Raw genomic sequence first — 20,477 nt, 5'->3', positions numbered from 1 at the left:
AACCCTTTAACTATAATATTTCTTTAATTTCTCTTTTTTATTAGTTTTCTGAATCCCAGATTTTATTTCTGCTTGAGCTTTTTTCAATCTTTCCAATAAAGCGTTATTTTTATCATTAATTTCCATTAGAATAGATTTAGATTCTTCATCCATACTATCAAACTTATTTACAATTTGTAAAAGCTGATTTAAAAAGTTTTGATACATCTCTATCTTTAAATAAAAATCTTCGTTCATTTCCATAACTAAAAGTTCATCTAAAAATTTTAAAAGATTTTCTGCAACTATTAAAAAGCTATTTTTTGGCATAAAAATACTGTATAGATTTTTTTGTAATTATCAAGGAAAAATAGGGTATTAAATAATTTTTATTCAAAAGGGTAAAACTTTAATACCTTGTCAGCATTTGCATTATCATGGGCAAGTAAAGCTTTTTTACTGTCTTTTTCAAATAGATTCTGCAAATCTTCCACTACCCTTTTTGCTTCTTCCTCACTCTTCACATCAATATTAGCTGCCAACCAGTTTTCATTCTTTATTTTAACAATATCCACAATCTGAGTTTTTGTAGTCGTAGATTCAGCCCTCTTTTCATTAACCGGAGAACCCCTTTTTCGCCCTAACTCTTGAATCTTCTGTTTAAAATTAATTATGTTACCATCAAAATTAATGGTCATAGTTAACCCGATATATTTATTTTTTTCTTAACAACCTCACTAGTATCAGCTTTTTCTTCTTTTTCTACAATCTGTTTCCACCCTTCTCTCAAAACCATCATCAACTTTATAACTGACTCAATCTTACTTTTATCCTTATCTTTATTTGCCATAATCAGTTGATAAACCATAAAATCATAAAGTTTTAATAAATTTTCAGCTATTTCACCACCCTCTTCCATATTGAGAGTAGACATCAGCTCATAAATAATATTCTCTGCTTTTACAATATTCATATGAGCTTCAGGAATATTTTTTTCATCGATATACTTGCAAGCCAACTTCATATACTTTATAGTACCATCATACAAAAGTAAAACCAGCTTCCCTTTTGTAGCACCTTCAATCTCATTTTTTAAATATGTTTTAATAGGATTTTTCATAACACCCCCTTTAAGACCCTTGTTTTGCTAAAAGCTGGGTTATATAAGTACCCTGCTCTTGCAAATTTGCAATTATTTGCTCCATATTAGAAAACTTTTGCCACAACCTGTTTAAATAAGATTCCACATATCTTTCTTTAGTATCAATCTGTTTTGCAAGTGTGTACAACTCTCTATCAATACTTCCAAAAGGTTTAATTTTTAAGTCTATCACCCCATTTGTGGAAACATATTGATTAATTATAGATTCGTACCTTCTTGCCCACCCTTGCACATTATCATCATTTGCCGCAAAAAGCTTATACACATCATCTGGATTGTTTTTCAACGCATCCAAAAACTGAGTATTTTCCTGAAGTTTCTTTTTGATAGTATCAAAATCTGAACTATCCACCAATAAATACCCTTTCTTTTCAATTTCAATATTTCCATCACCAGCAATATCAATACCGATATCAACCAATGAATCATATTTACCATTTAAACCTATAATATTGCTTAAGAGGTTGGATCTCAAATTTTGCTTTAAACTACGCAATTCAGAGCTTTTTCTAATAATCTCGTAAGTATTAAATTTTTTCCAATTTTCTTCGTACTGTTTCACCTCCTCTTCGCTCATTTTGGATTTTTCATCATCTGTTAAAGCATCTAAATATTTTTTATCTTCATCATCAAGCTCTGGTGGATTAAGTTTCTCCACCAAAGCATTATAATGACTGATAAAGGTAGCCACTGCATCTACTGCCTTTTCAGTATCAACAGAAACATTTAAAGTAACTGTTTCAGTGGATGCATTTAATAGATTTAATGTTACACCAGGTATTATATCATCTATTTTATTACTTTTTCTAATATAATCAATACCATCAACATTTACCGAAGCATACTCACCTTCATACCCCATAGATTTTTCCACATTCGTGTCATCAGTAAGATTTAACACTTCCAAAAGATTACTTGTATCATTCACTGATCCAAAGGTTATTTTATCCACATCCCTTGACTTCACAAAAACCTTATCAGATGTTGAATCATAACTTAAAGTTACTCCAGCACCAGAATTATTTATTTTATAAATCACATCATTCAAGCTATCATTTAATGCATCTACATAGATAGAAACTCCATTTACTGTGACTATCCCTGAAGTTACTGTATCATTTAAGCCAGCACTATTAAGTTTTTCTGTTGGGTCTATATTTCCGTTAGTGGAGCCTTGAGAAATTGTTGCACCTTCTGCAACAGATAACCTTAATACAGTTAAAGCATTACTAGTATCAGATATATCACCTAAAGATATATTACTTGAGCCTTCCTCATTGGACTCTAAAACAATTCTATCATTAGAGCTGTCATAATATGCAGTCACACCAGCACCAGAGCTATTTATCTTTGCAAGTAAATCGTTTACAGAAATACTGGTATAATCATCAATTGTAATTTGAACCCCATTAATCGTAAAAGTTCCATTTATGCTTGAATCTACTGTATTTAAAAAACCTGCATTTTGTAAACCAACCACTGAGGTATCTAAGCCAGAGCCAGAGCTAACTGTATTTCCTAATACTTTTGTCTTTGTTGCATAATTAGTATTTAATGTCGCATCTTGAACTATTTTTAATGAACCAACAGCCAAACCACTATCAGCACTTAAAGTAACTCCATCTATTAAAGCACCATTAGTGTCATTTATCTTGGTCAATAAAGAACCCAAGTCATTTGCAGCCATATAATTGTCTATATATTTCGCTGTAGTTTTAGTCACAGAAGATAAACCTAAACCTGCTCCATCAGAAGAGATTGAAAAACTTTTATCATCTGCTTTCAATTTATATACTGCTAAAGACCAGTTTGAACCATCATAATTAGCTTTAACTGACACATACTGGATTCCAGATGTATTTTCTAAATTATTAATCTGACTATTTAATTGATCTTGAATACTTTTAGCTACACTATTTAAACTATCACCACTATTAGCTGATACTGAAACATTTACGCTATTACCATTATAATCAAAAGATATTGTCCCAGATTTATTTACAGTTAGGTTGCCCTCTGCGTCAGCATCAGCAATTGAAGAACCATTATATTTTGTGACATAAGGCTGATTTAACAATTCAATTTTATCATGAGCTACATATACAGAACCATTTTGATAAATATCTATATTGTGCAACCCCTCTATCTGTTCAGATGGCTTACCTGAAATAGAGGTAATACCTGCACCACTTTCAACAAGCTTTGCATGAGTAAAATTACTAAACCAATAAGAATTTTGAGCAATTGAATTAATCTTTATTGTATGAGTACCTACAGAAGCTTCACTTGTAGCTGTTGCTGATAAAATGGAAGTATTGGATGAAGAAGCTGTCATATTTTTAAAAGTTGCTTGAAGTTTTAATGATAATAAATCGGTTTTTAAATTAACCAAATCTGTGCTGATATCCTGATAAACATTTTTTTCCAACGTTTTTAAATCATATTTTGCTTGTAAATTATCTATAGGGATTCTTGCCTGCTTCACCAGTGTATCAACGATGCTATTTGTATCTAAACCACTCATTATGCCGCCAATCCTTAGCGCATCCATAGATCCAACCTCCATGTCTTGATTTATTTATCGACATAATGTATAAAATCTTTAGAACTTTTTCGGAGGATCCAATGAAAAAAATAGTGTTAATTTTATTATTTTCTATCTTTTTAACAACATTAGTATATTCCATGTCTGATGAAGATATTTTTTACACAAAATGCACAAACTGTCACGGAACAGAGATTATTTTTAAAAAGAAATTAAATAAAAAAGGATGGAAAAAAATTATTAAAAAGATGAACAGCTATGGTGCAAATGTAAACAGTTCCGAAAGAAATGCCATTATCAGATTCCTAACGAATAACAAAAAATAGCAAAACCATGAATATTGCTTCAGCTTTTATCATTGATTTACTGTTCACAATAATCTAATTAGTTTAGTTTAGCGAACACTGGAGGTAGAAAGTGGGTTTAAAAGATTTTCTTTTTGATAAGATAAAAAAAGTAAAAACACTTGGTAGTAAAAAAGATATAAAAGAAAACATTTGGCTAAAATGCCCTGAATGCGGTGAAATAAACTATAAAAAAGAGATAGAAAGAAACTTTCATACATGTCCAAACTGTGACTACCATTTTAGAATTAGTGCAATGGATAAAATAAAAATTATTATTGATGAAGGTTCCTTCGTAGAAATAGATAAAAATCTAATATCAAAAGACCCGTTAAAATTTAAAGATACAAAAAGATATCCCGATAGACTAAAATCAGCAATTAAAAAAACTGGTATCAATGAAGCTTTTATAAGCGGTATTGCTACTATAAACAAAAAAAGTGTGCATATTGGCGCAATGGAATTTTACTTTTTAGGCGGCTCAATGGGTAGTGTCGTGGGAGAAAAAATTACCAGATTAATAGAATCAGCTATTGTCAACAAAAATCACGTTATCACTATCAGTTGCTCAGGTGGAGCAAGAATGCAGGAAAGTATCTTATCACTTATGCAGATGGCTAAAACTTCTGCAGCTTTAAAAAAGTTGGAGAAAGCCGGACTTGCTCATATCTCAATTTTAACCGACCCAACAACAGGTGGTGTAACAGCAAGTTATGCAATGCTAGGTGATGTAATTATTGCTGAGCCAAAAGCTTTGATAGGCTTTGCCGGTCCAAGAGTTATCGAACAGACAATAAGACAAAAACTACCCGAAGGGTTTCAAAGGTCAGAATTTCTACTTGAACATGGAATGGTGGATATGGTATTACATAGAAAAGACTGGAAAAACACTATATCCAAATTGTTGGAGTATTTTGGCTGATAACAGCATTTGAAAAGTTTTTTCAAAATATTTCAGAATATAAATCTATTGATTTAACTCTTAATAGGATAAATTTTGCCCTTAGAGATTTAGGCTTTAATGAAAAAAAGTTAGGTACAATAATTCATATAGCAGGAACAAATGGAAAAGGGACAACAGCTCATACTCTATATCAAATTTTAATAAATAACGGATACAATGTTGCCTTATACACCTCACCACACCTTAAAAATATAACTGAAAGAATCATATATAATTCTAAACAAATAGATATAGATACTTTTAACAACTATTTTTATGATTTATTAAGCTTTATAAAGAAATACAATCTCACATACTTTGAAGCTTTAACATTGATAGCACTTATATATTTTTCTGAATTATCGCCAGATTTTTCAATTATTGAAACAGGTATGGGTGGTAAATTTGATGCAACCAACATTTTAAATAATAAAATACCTGTAATCACCACAATCGCTCTAGATCATGAACAGTTTTTAGGAAGCAGGCTAGAAGATATTGCTAATGAAAAAATAGCAATAATAAAGAACAATGAAAAAGTTTTTTTAGGGCATAACAACTCTAAAATTTTAGATTTGATAAAAAATAACTTTCCAACAATAGATATTATCACACCAGACGAAAATACATATAACTTATATAAAAAATATTTTCCTAACCCCTATTATAAAAATATTTCTTTAGTCTGTTTAATAGTAAACTATCTAAACCTAAAATATGATATCTCGAGTATTTCATTACCAAATTGTAGATTTGAGAAATATAAAAATTTTATTTTTGATGGAGCCCACAATTTTAACGGTATTGTGGAGCTTTTAAAAAATTTTAAAGAGAAAATAACAATCCTATATTCATGCACAAAGGATAGAAATTTTACTAAAATCATTAATTACATGGTAAATAAAAAAAACATCGTAATTGTAACCGAAATGAACAACGAAAGAACTCTTGTTATCAATGAAGTAAGAATCGAGCACAAAAACCTCTTTAAAATCAAAAACAAGAAAGATGCACTCAGAAAAGCTATTGAGTTATCAAAAAATAATGATATACTTGTTTGCGGTTCGTTATTCTTTTGCCAGGAGATAAAAGACATTGTTAAAGAAGTATAACATATTTTTTTTAGTACTTTTTTTAACTTTTTCATACATTGCTTTTGCACAGGAAAATGTAATACTTGAAGCAAAATCTGTAACCAATCAGGATAAAAACACAACAATAGCTAAAGGTGATGTTATCCTTCTTTATAAAGGGGTTACACTGACTGCTGACAAAATAATATATTATAAAAACTCTAACTTAGTCGAAGCTTTTGATAATATTACTTTCACAGACAGTAATGAAAACTATTTAAATGCTAAATATTTAAAAATTTATCTAGATAATCAAACTGGCATAATAAAAGAAGCTAAAGGGTTTTATGCGCCTTACCACTATTTTTCAGCAAAAGAGATAAACAAAATTGCTGAAAAAAGTTTTATCTTAAAAAATGCTAAATTAACAACCTGTAAAGGGGATAACCCTGACTGGTCTTTTACAAGTAAACACGCAAGAATAGATTATGGTGAGTATTTTTATAGTAAATCTGCTTTTGCAAATATAAAAGATATACCTATTCTTTATATCCCTTATTTTCTATGGCCAATCAAAGAGAAGAGGGAATCAGGATTCTTAGTCCCAGATATTGGTTATAGTTCAAACAAAGGTTTTTTTATTACACCTAAATACTTTTTAAACATTGATGTTGATAAAGATTTAACAGCTGGAATCAACTATTTTGCTCAAAAAGGGTTTCAGTATAATTTAGAATTTAGATATAAACCATCATTGGATGAAAATGTTTATATTTATGCTGATTATTTAAAAGACAAGGACATTCAGTTCATAAAAGATGAACGTTGGAGAATATTCACAGAAATAAACAAAAATATATTTGATAACTTAAATTTGAAAGCTAATATAGATTACGTAAGCGATTTTGAATACTTAAACGACTTTCAAGAGTACTCATTAAATAATTTCATACAACAAAATGATGATAACAAATTTAAAGCTGATGCAAGACTGGTTTATAACACCAAATACTCAAATATATCTTTTATTTTAAGAGATGATATGCAATTTTATGATATTACTGACGGCTACCAAAAAGAACATATCTACCGCAAGCCACAAATAATTTTCGAAAAAAACAGTTTAAACTTAAACCTTCTGAAAATTGACTATTACTTTGACTATAATGATATCAGATATACATCTTTCATCAACACAATCCAAAATAATTATTATCAATCAATAAAGCAATACAAAAGAGAACATCTAAAAATAAAACTATATAAACCTATAAATATAAAAATTGCTACATTCACACCAAGCTATACGCAATATTTTACAAGATGGCATGATTTTAATTATCAATTTTCAGATATCGATGATAATGAAAACTCTCTCTTAAAACTATCTGCAAACAGCGATTCGATAAACAGAAACTTTTACAACATTTCTCTTAAATTGGAATTAAACGAAATATATAAAAATTACAAAAATTTTAAACACTCCATATACAACAGTTTCGAATTTAGTCAAACACCTTACTTAGATCAAACTGCAACACCAGATTTAATAGAATATGATAGAATATCAGAAGAAAACTACTATAAATATACACAAACAAATTATTTTAAGGCTGCAAGCTGGTCTTTGAAACTTGAATTTTCTCAAAAATACAATTTGGCCAAAACTGATAGCAGATTCGAACCATTAACTTATCTTTTAGATTATAAATACAAAAAATCTATCGAACAAACTTTTTCTTATTATAAAAAAGCCGATTTTGATTATTATGAAAAAGAACCTTTTTATAATAAAGACCAGATTAAATTAACAATAAACAAATTTTACTTAAGCATTGAGTATATATTTGACAAAAATATAACCACTGAAGAAAATACTTCATGGACTAATACCATTGGTTATTCAACAAAAAAAATTGACCTTTCATTTTCTCTCAAAAAATCAGGAATTAATAGTAAATTAAAATATTTTAATAATTCATTATCAACAAACGAAATGGTTACCACATTAATATACAATAAAGATTGTTGGTCAATAGGGGTTAAATACACCAGAAAATCTATAACAGATATAAGTAACTCAAATATTAGTGACAAATATGAAAACATATTTTACATTATCATAGGGTTAAAAGGGCTAGGAAATACAAGCAGGGAGATTTACAAAAAGTGAAAAACATATTAATAAGTGGCGCTCTTGGTTATTTAGGTTGTCACTTATCAGTTTTTTTAGCTAACAATTTTCCAATGTACAACATCTTGGCTGTTGATAATGAATCTGATAAAAAATATATTTCTAATAAGAAAGTTTTAGAAAACTACAGTAATATAAACTATTTAAAAAAGGATATAACCGATATTCACTTTTTAGAGTCTATTTTAAATGAAAAAAAAGGGTTCTTCTCCACCTATCTATCAGGCAAAATTGATATTATTTATGCTTTTGCATTTGATAGCAATTTGGATCTATTTAGTAATAAAAGTCATAATCTAACAGACAACTTAAAAACATGTATATCAATTGCTACACAAGCTATAAAATCCTGGAATAATCTAAAAGATAAAAAAATCATATATATAAGCTCAGCAGATGTTTATGGAAATAAAGATAAAAATTTTTCAGAGCAAGATTGTCTCAACCCAGAAAATTTAAAAGGGAGCTTACACGCTTCCAATGAAATGATATTAAAAACAATGAGTTTAAATTATGGGTTGCCTGTAACAGTATTTAGAGCTTCAAGTTATTTTGGACCGGGCTGCAAACATAACAATATACCTACACACATTTTATCAAAGCTTGCTATAAATGAACCTATTAATCTACCTATCTCTATAAAATCACAGATTAATATTATTTATTATGATGATTTAATATATGGATTAGAAACAGGGATAAAAACTGAAAAGACTTTCGATATTTATAATTTAGGTGGTTTCAATATCTCAGTTGGTGATTTTATTGACATATCAAAACAGATATTGCAAAAAAGGTTTGGTTTAAACTACAACCAAAAAATTGATTATCCAATTGACAAAATTTTATATTCAACTATTTCTTTAGACAAGGTATACAATGACTTAGGTTGGAAAAATTATACAGAATTAGAGGATTCAATTGAAAAAACTATTGCTTATTATATTTCTAACGATTCTTAGCATAATAAATATATGCAATGCAGCAATTTATGAAAGCATTGGAAATGCAGTAATTGAAAATAATGACCTTAAAACTGCAGATAGAAAAGCTCTTGACAATGCCTTAATCGAAGCAATCAAAAAACATTTTGAAAACGTAACTCTTGATAAAAATAAAATACCTGAAATCACTAATGAATATATTCGATTTGTAAAATCTTATAAGATTTTAGATAGATATGTTAAGGATTATACCGTTTATTATCATATGATAGTTGATGTTGACGAAATTACTGTTGACGATCTCCCATTATTTTTTAACACACTCAAACAATCCGTTGTATATTACTTTGAAAATACCCCAGAAAATATAAGTCCTGACGATTTAAATAAACTGTTTAACCACTATAACTTATCACTCAAATACCAAGATAGTTTTACTTTTAATCTCCCACCTAACCCCTCTTATGATGATATTTTAAATGAGTTTGCAAAAAACGATGCTAGATATCTCATTATTTTTACTTATAAAAAGTTACAAAACTCATTAAACAATATTGGATGTAAAACAGAGCTAAAAGTTGAAACCTATACTAAAACTAAAAAATTTAAAACAATCAAAATTATATCCACAAAATCACTTCCTGATATGACTGAATGTATTAAAGATTCGCTTATGTCATCAATAGATAAAGCACTCAATTATATTAAAACAAATTATATCGAACTACCAAAAATTGAAAAAGTACAACAAAACATAACAATCACATTTATTAATTTTAAGGATTTTAACACTATTCAAAAGTTTTTAGAAGAATTAACAAACAGACATTATATAGATGAAGTTAAAATAAAATCATTTTCAATGGATGAAGCAGTTTATGATGTTACTACCGTTTTGAGCTTAGAAAATCTTATAGCAAAGTTAAAACTCTTGAAAAATAATAGTAATTACAATATTATAAATTTTGCTGAAGGGCAACTTATAATAGATTTTTCAAAATGATAGATAAAATATTAGAGCTGGTAAAACCAGCAAGAAAGATACTTATATTAACCCACAACAACCCTGATCCAGATACAATCGCATCAGCAAACGGTTTAAAATACATTTTGCATTCAATTTACAAAAAAAGATGCACAATCGCATATGATGGACTTATAGGCAGAGCTGAAAACCGAGAGCTAGTAAAAGAATGTAAAATAGATATGCACAAATCAAAAAAGTTAAACTTCTCTCGTTATGACGTACTCATTTTGGTAGATTCACAACCTACCGCAGGAAATGTTTACATCCCAAAAGGTTATTTTCCACATATTGTCATTGATCATCACAACTTTAGAAAAGCAACTTCAAAAGCAAAAATATACGATGTTAGAAGCGAAGTTGGATCAACATCAACAATTATAACAGAATATATAAAAAGCTTAGATTTGAACCCTGACAGATATGTATCTACTGCTTTATACTATGGGATAAAAACTGACACAATTGGCTCAGCAAGAAGTAACTCTAAGATAGATCTTGAAATGATGAGCTTTTTACTACCAAAGATTTCACTAAACAAACTTTCAAAGATTGAGTCCCCAGAACTACCAAAATATTATTTTAAAAATATGAAAAAAGCTATAGAAAACAGTGAAATAATTGATGACCTTATTTTTTGCAATTTGGATGAGGTAAGAAATGCTGATTTGATTGCAGAAACCTCAGACTTTTTATTAAGAATGCGTGATATAAAATGGACGTTTGTAATAGGGTATATTGATGATATGTGCTATTTTTCATTGCGTTGCAAATCAATGAGAAAAAAAGTGGGAACAATTGCTTTACAAATTGTACGCAATTTAGGTACTGGAGGGGGGCATATGAAATCAGCAGGAGGACAAATCCCATTAAAAGATAGAGATTATAAAAATATTTTAGATATACTAAAAAAACGTCTATTGAAAAAATTGGGCATCGATTTATCTAATACAGAAATAAAAAGTATTTGACAAAATATACGCTGTAATTTATAATAATTCTAAAATAGGAGGTGAAAGATGAAATACGTTTGTACAATATGCGGTTGGATTTATGATCCAGAAATTGGTGATCCTGATAATGGAGTAGAGCCAGGTACTGCATTTGAAGATATACCAGAAGATTGGGTATGTCCAGAGTGTGGAGCTAGCAAAGAGGCTTTTGAGCCACAAGATTAATTAAAACAAGGGGCTTTAAGCCCCTTTTCTTTTTGAGGAGGTGGAAATGGGTGCAGTAAAAATAAAAGATAATATCTACTGGGTAGGTGTTTTTGATCCAGAACTTGAAATATTTGACATAGTGATCCCAACAGAACATGGAACTACTTATAATAGCTACTTAGTAATAGGTGAAAAGAAAAAAGCCTTAATAGAAGCTAACAAGAAAAATTTTACTGAAGAATATATAAAGACCATAGAAGAAGTTTGCCCAGTTAGTGAAATAGATTACATTATTTTAAACCATAACGAGCCTGATCACTCAGGTGCTTTACCAGCAATTGTCGAAAGAAACCCTAATATCGAGGTAATCTATTCAAAAACTGCTAAGTCCTTTGTAGATAATATAATAAATAAAGAATATAATGGTAGAGCTGTAACTGACGGTGATTCTATAGATCTTGGCGGTAAAACATTAACATTTTATCACACACCTTTCTTACACTGGCCAGATACCATGTTTACCTATCTTATAGAAGACCATATCCTGTTTCCATGTGATTTCCTTGGTGCTCATTACTGCGATTATAATCTTTTTAATGATAAATTAGAAAATAAAGAAGAAGCAAAAGCTGCTTTTAGATTCTACTATAGCATGATAATGAGACCATACAAAGAGCATATTTTAAAGGCATTTAAAAAAATTGAAGGGATTCAAATAGATATGGTTTGCCCTTCTCATGGACCTGTTTTAAGAGAAGATATTGACTATTATCTAAATTTCTATAAAGAACAGGCAGATAGATATTACCTAAACAACCCTTATACACAAATTACCATTGTTTATGGCACCGCTTATGGTAATACAAAAATGCTAGCTGACAAAATAAAAGAAGGGATTGAGGAAACCAGTGTAAAAGTAAAAATGTTTGATGCAGCTACTGATAATATGAACGATATCATTGATGAAATTGAAATTTCTCACGGATTATTAATCGGCTCACCAACATTAAATGCAAAAGCTGCAAAACCTATATTTACACTCTTTGCTAATCTCGTTGTATTAAATGTTGCTAACAGAAAAGCTGGAGCATTTGGTTCTTATGGTTGGAGTGGTGAAGGTATAAAAATGACTGAAGATGTTTTAAAAACAATGAGGATGAAACTACCACTACCTGCTTTTAAGGTTAAAATGACTCCATCAGAAGAAGAGTTAGAAAAAGCAAAAGAATGGGGTCGAGAATTTGCATTAAAAGTTTTAGAAGGTAACTAAATTTATGGGCCGTTGTGAATAGTCTCACAATGGCCCAACATTTTATTTTGAAAAAACCTTTTTTATTGAATCTTCTTCACCTGCAACAACTAATTCATCACCTTTTTCCAATTTTAAAGAGGCATCTTTTATAAGTTTAGCTCTACCATCTCTAATTAAAATAATTGCTGTAATATTATGTTTCCTTCTCAAATCAATCTCTGCTAAACTTTTATTATAAAATTTTTCGGGTACTTTTATTGTAGCCACAGCCGTTTCATCACCTAATTCAAAAAAGTCCAATATATTCGGTCTTGCAATCTTTTCTGCAAGCTTTGTGGCAATCTCTTTTTCTGGTAAAATAACCTCATCTGCACCAATTTTGAGTAAAATCTCCTTTTGTATATTTGTGCTTGCTTTTGCTATAATATTTTTTGCTCCCAATTTTCTTAAATAAGTAATACACAATATTAAACTCTCAAAATTGCTACTTAGACCCAAAATTATTTTATCAAACTTATCCACCGATAACTCTTTTAAGGCATCTTCATTTGCAGCATCAGCAACAAGGGCATCTGTAACTTCATCCTTGATTTGATTAATAATTTTAGTGTTTTTATCAACAGCTAATACATTTAAACCCTCTTTGGCCAATTTAACAGCTAACTCATAACCAAAAATACCTAAACCAATAACCAAAACATCCTTTGCTTTTTCAAACATAAATCACCCCAACACTACCTTTTCTTCTGGATATTGTACAAAAGTTCTCTTTTCTTTCCCCAACATAGCCATTACAAGAGCTGCAGGCCCAACTCTTCCCAAAAACATACAACAAATTATAACGATCTTCCCTGCCATAGTTAACTTTGTTGTTATACCTAAACTTAAACCAACAGTACTAAGTGCAGATGTTACCTCAAATAACATCTCTAAAAAATCGTAATTGTAAAAATACAATAAAATCAATGTTGAAACAACATCAACAGCCAAATAAAGAAAAATTAATGCAAACGCTCTAAGAATCGTTTGATAAGGTATCTGTCTTTTAAAAATTATTATTTTATTCTCCCCTTTTATAACACGCAAAATTGATACAAACGCAATGAAAAAAGTTGTTGTTTTCACACCACCACCAGTTGAACCAGGTGAAGCTCCAATTATCATTAAAATAATCAACATAAACTTACTAATATTATGCAACTGACCTAAATCAACAGAATTAAACCCAGCTGTTCTTGCAGTAACTGATTGAAAAAAACCATCCACAATTCCCATCTCTTTTTCTATTATACTAAAAACTAAAAAACCAACTATTATTAATAAAAATGTTGTCATTAATACAACTTTAGTATGCAACTTCAGTCTTACTTTTTTTTGAAAACTTTTTTGTAGATCATATATAACGTAATAACCTATACCTCCTAATATAATCAGACACATTGTTGTAATTTTAACTATAGCATTAGAATTAATTAGACTATCATCAAAAGTTGAGAAACCAGCATTACAAAAAGCAGAGATAGAATGAAAGATCCCATAATAAACAGCACTTGATAAATGAAACCCCTGCAATAAAAAACCAACACTTAACAAGATTGCTCCTATCAACTCTATGATAAATGTGTACTTGATTATATACACTAAAATATTTTCAACTTCATGAAGTGCAAAAACATCTGTTATTTTTGCAACCATTATCCTTTGATCAAGCCCTAGTTCGCCACGGAGAAAAATATATAAAGATGAGCTCAATGTCATTATCCCAAGAGCTCCTAATTGAATTAATAGTAAAATAATAGATTGTCCAAATAGAGTAAAATTAGACGTATTTGTTACAATTAAACCTGTTACACATACTGCCGAAGTAGAAGTAAACAATGCATCTATGTAGCTTAAATTACCATTATAAGTCCCTTTTAATTTTAAAAGTATTGAACCAACAAAAATTAATATCAAAAAAGTCAAAATAAGATAAGTCCAAGGACTTAATTTTATTTTTTTCATGCGCGAATAATATTACTTTTTAGATTAATGTCAACTTTAATAATCAATAGAGTTGTTCATTAATAGATGCTTCAATAAACCAAATTGCTTCATTATAGCACAATAACCAATTTATTAGTCATTTCGACCCCGCCATTCAGTATGGGAGATGCTTAGTGTAAAATTTTTTAATATATTGAGGTTATTGCACAAAAATAGATACTAAATATGCTAGATTGATTCACTAACGCTCGCAATGACAAATTTCCCAGTCATTGCGAGGAGCAAATGCGACGAAGCAATCTTATCTTTATTATTATTAACACTTTAGACTATTGCACAACAGTCTAATTTTTTAAAAATATTGGCAACATTCCACTATTTATTCAGCACTGGTTCTAAATTTAGTTTATCTATCGCCATCTCACGTAATTTATATTTTTGAATCTTACCACTTGCTGTCATAGGATATTCATCAACAAACTCTATATATTTTGGTATTTTATAATCAGCAATTTTACCTTTGCAAAATGCTCTAATATCATCAGGAGTTACTTTACCTCTGTATTTCGGTTTCAATTTTATAAAAGCCATAACTTCTTCACCATATTTTTTATCAGGAACACCTACAATCTGCACATCTTCAATAGCATCATAAGTATAAAGAAAATCTTCTATCTCTTTAGGATAAATATTTTCCCCACCCCTTATTATCATATCTTTTATTCTTCCAGTAATCACATAATAACCATCTTCAGTTTTTAGAGCTAAATCACCTGTGTGTAACCAACCATCTTCATCTATAGCTTTTTTGGTGGCTTCTTCCATTTTATAATACCCTTTCATCACATTATATCCTCTAGCACACAGCTCACCAGCAACATTAGGTGGACACTCTTTGCCTGTCGTTGGGTCTACAATTTTTACTTCCACTCCCGGAAGCTCTTTACCAACCGTTGCAACCCGCTTTTCAATATCATCATCAACTCTCGTTTGTGTTATTCCTGGAGAAGCTTCTGTCTGTCCATAAACAATCGTTATTTCACTCATATTCATAACTTCCATCACTTTCCTCATGACCTCTACAGGGCATGGTGATCCAGCCATTATACCTGTACGAAGTGAAGATATATCAAATTTTTCGTGCTCTAAAACTTGAAGCTCAGAAATAAACATTGTAGGGACACCGTGCAATGCTGTACATCTTTCTTTTTCCACAGTTTTTAAAACCTCTATCGGATTAAAATTTTCAACCGGCACCATTGTTGCACCATGTGTCAAACATACTAGAATACTTAAAACCAATCCAAAACAGTGGAAAAAAGGCACTGGAATACATAATCTATCTTTATCTGTAAAATTCATTACATGGCCTATAGCATAAGCATTGTTTAAAATATTATAATGCGTAAGCATTACACCCTTTGGGAAACCAGTAGTTCCTGATGTGTACTGCATATTGATAACATCATCAAAGTGCAAAGAATTCATAACTTCATTTAACTTTTTATAATCAATATCATCTCCCATTTTAACCAAATCAGAAAATTTCATTATACCATCAAATTGTCTCTCATCAAATATGATTACCTTTTCCAACAAAGGGAATTTATCTGATTTTTTAGACTCTTTAAGTTCTGGATAAATGTTATAAAGAGTCTCAACATAATTTAACGTTTTATATTTTTCCACCAAAAACAAAAATTTACTGTCCGATTGTTTCAACAAATATTCCAACTCTCTTTCTCGATAAAGAGTATTAACTGTTACAAGGACTGCTCCAATTTTAGCTGTAGCAAATAAAAGGTAAATCCACTCTGGAATATTATTAGCCCAGATTGCTACATGATCCCCCTTTTTAACACCTAACTTTAATAAAGCATAAGCTAATTTATCTGTATATTCATCAAGTTCTCTATAAGTCATCCTTAAATTTCTAAATGGATAAACTACTGCTTCATTATCTGAATACTCTTTTGCTATATATTTTAAATAATCACCAATCGTTTGTTCAATAAAACTAAAATCTTTCATATATCACCCCATCTTGTTTAATTTTACTAAATTTTATAAAGCTTCAGCAAACTTATATCATTACAATCTTTTTTTTGCAAGAATTTTTATAAAAATTTGACCATAACTTTAAAACGAAATTCTATATTTAGTGAGTTTTAAATACTGAAAAATCAATGAAAATTGTTTGACTGAAGCCTATTAAGGTGCTATAAAATTTTATCTTTGATAAATTTCAATAAGGAGGTTTTTGATGTCTCAAAGAAAATACGTAAACGTAGATGGTAATACTGCAGCCGCTTACGTGGCTCACGCAACAAACGAGGTAATAGCAATTTATCCAATTACACCTTCCTCAGTTATGGGTGAATTGGCCGATGAAATGAGCGCAAAAGGACAAAAGAATATATGGGGTACTGTACCTAAAGTAATAGAAATGCAATCAGAAGGTGGTGCAGCAGGTGCATGCCACGGTTCACTTTCAGCTGGTGCTTTGACCACAACATTTACCGCATCTCAGGGTCTTCTATTAATGATCCCAAATATGTATAAAATTGCCGGAGAGCTAACTCCGACAGTTTTCCATGTAAGTGCAAGGGCTGTTGCTACACATGCATTATCAATTTTTGGTGATCATTCAGACGTAATGGCATGTAGACAAACTGGCTGGGCATTACTTGCATCTAACAATCCACAAGAAGTAATGGATTTTGCTTTAATTGCACAGGCTTCTACTTTGGAATCAAGAGTACCTTTCTTACATTTCTTTGATGGCTTTAGAACATCTCACGAAATTCAAAAAATAGAGCAGCTTTCTCACGATGATATGAGAGTAATGATTGATGATGAGTTAGTTAGAAAACACAAAGAAAGAGCATTGAATCCAGAAAAACCAGTTATTAAAGGGACCTCACAAAACCCAGATGTTTTCTTCCAAAGTAGAGAAGCTGTAAATAAATATTACGAAAAAGTGCCTGAAATTGTTCAAAAACAGATGGACAAATTTTTTGAGCTTACAGGAAGAAGATACAATCTTGTAGATTATGTTGGCGCTCCTGATGCAGAAAAAGTTATTGTAATTATGGGTTCTGGCGCTGATGTAACACACGAAACAGTCGAATATTTAAACTCTCAAGGGGAAAAAGTAGGCGTAATAAAAATAAGGCTTTATAGACCATTCCCTCTTGAAGCTTTTATAAATGCACTTCCAAAAACTGTTAAGAAGATAGCTGTTCTTGATAGGACAAAAGAGCCAGGTTCTCTTGGCGAACCACTTTATTTAGATGTTAGAACTGCAATTGGCGAAGCAATGCAGAAAAAGATGGTTAACTTCGATAGATACCCTGTAATCGTTGGAGGAAGATACGGCTTAGGTTCAAAAGACTTCACACCTGCTATGGTTAAGGCAGTATTTGACAATCTCGATAAAGATGAACCAATCAACGGTTTCTCTGTTGGTATCAAAGATGATGTTACCTTTAAAAGTCTTGATTATGATCCAAATTGGCTTACACCTCAGGATGATGTTTTCAACGGTATGTTTTATGGCCTAGGCTCAGATGGTACAGTTGGAGCAAACAAAAACTCTGCAAAAATTATTGGTGAATTGACAGATAACTTTGTTCAGGCTTACTTTGTGTATGACTCTAAGAAATCTGGTTCAATGACTGTTTCCCATGTAAGATTCGGTAAAAAACCAATTAGAAGTTCTTACCTAATACAAGAAGCTGACTTTGTTGCATGTCACAATTTCTCATTCTTAGAGCAGTATGAAATTTTAAAACCACTCAAAAAGGGTGGAATATTCTTGCTCAACAGTATCTATACAAAAGATGAAGTATGGGATAAACTTCCAAAAGAGGTTCAAGAACAAATTATTGAAAAAGAAGCTAAATTTTATGTAATAAATGCAAACAAAATAGCAGAAGAAATAGGCCTTGGTGGAAGAGTAAATGTAATTCTTCAAACTGCATTCTTTAAAATATCAAATGTTATCCCATTTGATAAAGCAGTTGATGCTATTAAAGACGCTATCAAGAAAACTTATGGAAAATACGGTGATGAAGTAGTTAATATGAACATTAAAGCTGTAGAAGCTGGAATGAATGAAGTTTACGAAGTAAACTATCCAAAACAGATCACATCCAATACAAAAATGCATAAGTATATAGACAATCCAGATGCACCAGAAATAGTTAGAAAAGCTATTAGCAAAATGATTGCGATGGAAGGGGATGATGTACCTGTTTCATGGCTTCCAGATGATGGAACTTATCCAACAGGCACATCAAAATATGAAAAGAGAAATATTGCTCTAAATGTTCCTGAATGGGATCCAGAGGTTTGTATTCAGTGTGGTATCTGCTCATTTGTATGTCCGCACGCTACAATTAGGATGAAGGTTTATGATCCAAAATATTTAGAAAATGCACCAGAAACATTTAAAGCAGTAGATGCAAAAGGCAAAGAGTTTGCAGGTATGAAATTTACTATCCAGGTATCAGTTGAAGATTGTACAGGTTGTGGTGCTTGCGTTTACAACTGTCCTGCTAAAAGTAAAACTGATCCAACTAAAAAAGCAATCAATATGGTTCCTCAACCACCTATTAGAGAACAAGAAAGTAAAAATTGGGAATTTTTCTTAACAATCCCTGATTTAGATTACTCAAAATACAATAAAGCCACATTAAAAGGTAGTCAGCTTGCTCCACATCTGTTTGAATTTTCTGGAGCCTGTGCTGGTTGTGGTGAAACACCATATGTAAGACTTGTTACACATCTTTTTGGAGATAGAGCAATTATTGCCAATGCTACAGGTTGTTCATCAATCTATGGTGGTAACCTCCCAACAACACCTTACACAAAAAGAGCTGATGGCAGAGGCCCAGCTTGGTCAAATTCACTTTTTGAAGATAATGCAGAATTTGGTCTTGGAATGAGTTTGGCTGTAGAAAAATTTAAACAACAAGCTACTGAGTTATTAACCGAATTAAAAGATAAAGTTGGAGCAGATTTAGCTGAAGAAATCCTTAATGCAGATCAATCTGACCAAGTTGGAGTTGAAAAACAGAGAGAAAGAGTTGCTAAACTTAAAGAAATACTCAAAGGGCTTGATGATGATAAAGCTAAATTACTTTATGATGTTGCTGATTATCTAATCAAAAAATCTGTATGGATTATTGGTGGAGATGGGTGGGCTTATGACATAGGTTATGGTGGCTTAGACCATGTGTTAGCTCAAAAAAATAACGTAAACATCCTTGTCCTTGATACAGAGGTTTACTCAAACACTGGTGGACAGTCATCAAAAGCTACTAACATCGGTGCATTTGCTAAATTTGCATTTAGTGGTAAAGAAAACCCTAAAAAAGATCTTGGTATGATGGCTATGAGTTATGGCCATGTTTATGTTGCTCAGGTATCACTTTCTAATCCTGCACAGTGTATAAAAGCTTTTGTTGAAGCAGAAAGCTATGATGGTCCATCTATCATTATAGCAAATTGCCACTGTATAGCTCACGGTATTGATATGAGTAAAGGGGTTGAGCATCAAAGGTTAGCAGTTCAATCTGGATACTGGCTACTTTATAGATTTGACCCAAGACTTACAGAACAGGGTAAAAATCCACTTCAACTTGATACAAAAGAGTTGAAAAAATCTGTTTCTGAATTCCTAAAAGCTGAAAACAGATTTAGAGCTGTTGCTAAGATGTTCCCAGAAAGGGCAAAAATGCTTGCCGAATTTCTTGACGAAACCATTAAAAGAAGATTTAGCATTTACAAACAATTATCAACAAAGATGGAGTGTTCTGAAGAAAATTAATAGGCGGGGTAAATCCCCGCTTTTTTTATGTTTAGGGG

17 protein-coding genes are annotated in these 20,477 nt (G+C 30.8%); 10 read left to right on the top strand and 7 right to left on the bottom strand.

Annotated features, from left to right (window positions below):
* Positions 1-6 precede the first annotated feature (6 nt).
* Genes DEFDS_RS02895 through fliD form a run of 4 tightly spaced genes read right to left on the bottom strand, consistent with a single transcriptional unit; the run spans position 7 to position 3,692 of the window.
* The gene (locus tag DEFDS_RS02895; protein WP_013007314.1) at positions 7-309 is read right to left on the bottom strand and encodes a hypothetical protein; all 303 of its coding nucleotides are present in this window, start codon (positions 307-309) and stop codon (positions 7-9) included.
* Between the two features lie 59 nt (positions 310-368).
* Complete coding sequence (locus tag DEFDS_RS02890; protein ID WP_013007313.1) at positions 369-677, bottom strand: hypothetical protein; 309 nt, start codon at positions 675-677, stop codon at positions 369-371.
* 2 nt (positions 678-679) lie between these two features.
* Positions 680-1,099 (bottom strand): flagellar export chaperone FliS, encoded by a 420-nt coding sequence (fliS, locus tag DEFDS_RS02885; protein WP_013007312.1) that lies wholly within the window; start codon positions 1,097-1,099, stop codon positions 680-682.
* Between the two features lie 10 nt (positions 1,100-1,109).
* Positions 1,110-3,692, bottom strand: a complete 2,583-nt coding sequence (gene fliD / locus DEFDS_RS02880; RefSeq protein WP_013007311.1) for a flagellar filament capping protein FliD — start codon at positions 3,690-3,692, stop codon at positions 1,110-1,112.
* Positions 3,693-3,766: 74 nt separating this feature from the next.
* Between fliD and DEFDS_RS02875 the strand changes: the two genes are divergently transcribed.
* The 9 genes from DEFDS_RS02875 to DEFDS_RS02835 all read left to right on the top strand — a co-directional run bounded on the left by DEFDS_RS02875 (position 3,767) and on the right by DEFDS_RS02835 (position 12,638).
* Positions 3,767-4,012, top strand: a complete 246-nt coding sequence (locus DEFDS_RS02875) for a hypothetical protein (protein ID WP_013007310.1) — start codon at positions 3,767-3,769, stop codon at positions 4,010-4,012.
* 91 nt (positions 4,013-4,103) lie between these two features.
* Positions 4,104-4,952 (top strand): acetyl-CoA carboxylase, carboxyltransferase subunit beta, encoded by an 849-nt coding sequence (gene accD / locus DEFDS_RS02870; RefSeq protein WP_013007309.1) that lies wholly within the window; start codon positions 4,104-4,106, stop codon positions 4,950-4,952.
* Positions 4,910-6,085, top strand: coding sequence for a bifunctional folylpolyglutamate synthase/dihydrofolate synthase (locus tag DEFDS_RS12520; RefSeq protein ID WP_084742509.1), 1,176 nt, complete (start codon positions 4,910-4,912; stop codon positions 6,083-6,085). Before accD ends, DEFDS_RS12520 begins: the two co-directional genes overlap by 43 nt.
* Positions 6,069-8,219 carry an LPS-assembly protein LptD gene (locus DEFDS_RS02860; RefSeq protein ID WP_013007307.1) on the top strand — a complete coding sequence of 717 codons (2,151 nt, stop codon included), beginning with the start codon at positions 6,069-6,071 and terminating at the stop codon, positions 8,217-8,219. Before DEFDS_RS12520 ends, DEFDS_RS02860 begins: the two co-directional genes overlap by 17 nt.
* Positions 8,216-9,202: an NAD-dependent epimerase/dehydratase family protein gene (locus DEFDS_RS02855; protein ID WP_013007306.1), complete on the top strand. Its 987-nt coding sequence runs from the start codon at positions 8,216-8,218 to the stop codon at positions 9,200-9,202. The genes DEFDS_RS02860 and DEFDS_RS02855 overlap by 4 nt, the downstream gene beginning before the upstream one ends.
* Entirely contained in the window at positions 9,162-10,187 is a 1,026-nt protein-coding gene (locus DEFDS_RS02850) for a hypothetical protein (protein ID WP_013007305.1), read from the top strand. Before DEFDS_RS02855 ends, DEFDS_RS02850 begins: the two co-directional genes overlap by 41 nt.
* Complete coding sequence (locus DEFDS_RS02845; RefSeq protein WP_013007304.1) at positions 10,184-11,179, top strand: DHH family phosphoesterase; 996 nt, start codon at positions 10,184-10,186, stop codon at positions 11,177-11,179. The genes DEFDS_RS02850 and DEFDS_RS02845 overlap by 4 nt, the downstream gene beginning before the upstream one ends.
* Positions 11,180-11,227: 48 nt before the next feature.
* Positions 11,228-11,386 (top strand): rubredoxin, encoded by a 159-nt coding sequence (gene rd / locus DEFDS_RS02840; protein WP_013007303.1) that lies wholly within the window; start codon positions 11,228-11,230, stop codon positions 11,384-11,386.
* A 46-nt stretch (positions 11,387-11,432) separates the two neighbouring features.
* Positions 11,433-12,638: an FprA family A-type flavoprotein gene (locus tag DEFDS_RS02835; RefSeq protein WP_013007302.1), complete on the top strand. Its 1,206-nt coding sequence runs from the start codon at positions 11,433-11,435 to the stop codon at positions 12,636-12,638.
* Positions 12,639-12,680: 42 nt separating this feature from the next.
* On the opposite strand, the gene DEFDS_RS02830 is transcribed toward DEFDS_RS02835, so the two are convergent.
* From DEFDS_RS02830 to DEFDS_RS02820, 3 genes are all read right to left on the bottom strand, one after another.
* Positions 12,681-13,340: a potassium channel family protein gene (locus DEFDS_RS02830; RefSeq protein ID WP_013007301.1), complete on the bottom strand. Its 660-nt coding sequence runs from the start codon at positions 13,338-13,340 to the stop codon at positions 12,681-12,683.
* A 3-nt stretch (positions 13,341-13,343) separates the two neighbouring features.
* Positions 13,344-14,624: a TrkH family potassium uptake protein gene (locus DEFDS_RS02825; protein ID WP_013007300.1), complete on the bottom strand. Its 1,281-nt coding sequence runs from the start codon at positions 14,622-14,624 to the stop codon at positions 13,344-13,346.
* 357 nt (positions 14,625-14,981) lie between these two features.
* Positions 14,982-16,637: an AMP-binding protein gene (locus tag DEFDS_RS02820; RefSeq protein WP_013007299.1), complete on the bottom strand. Its 1,656-nt coding sequence runs from the start codon at positions 16,635-16,637 to the stop codon at positions 14,982-14,984.
* Positions 16,638-16,869: 232 nt separating this feature from the next.
* Between DEFDS_RS02820 and nifJ the strand changes: the two genes are divergently transcribed.
* Complete coding sequence (nifJ, locus tag DEFDS_RS02815) at positions 16,870-20,439, top strand: pyruvate:ferredoxin (flavodoxin) oxidoreductase (RefSeq protein ID WP_013007298.1); 3,570 nt, start codon at positions 16,870-16,872, stop codon at positions 20,437-20,439.
* Positions 20,440-20,477 lie beyond the last annotated feature (38 nt).

Origin of the sequence: Deferribacter desulfuricans SSM1 (genome assembly GCF_000010985.1) — a bacterium.
Taxonomy (GTDB): Bacteria; Chrysiogenota; Deferribacteres; order Deferribacterales; family Deferribacteraceae; genus Deferribacter; species Deferribacter desulfuricans.
This window is presented reverse-complemented; position numbering and strand designations above follow the sequence as displayed.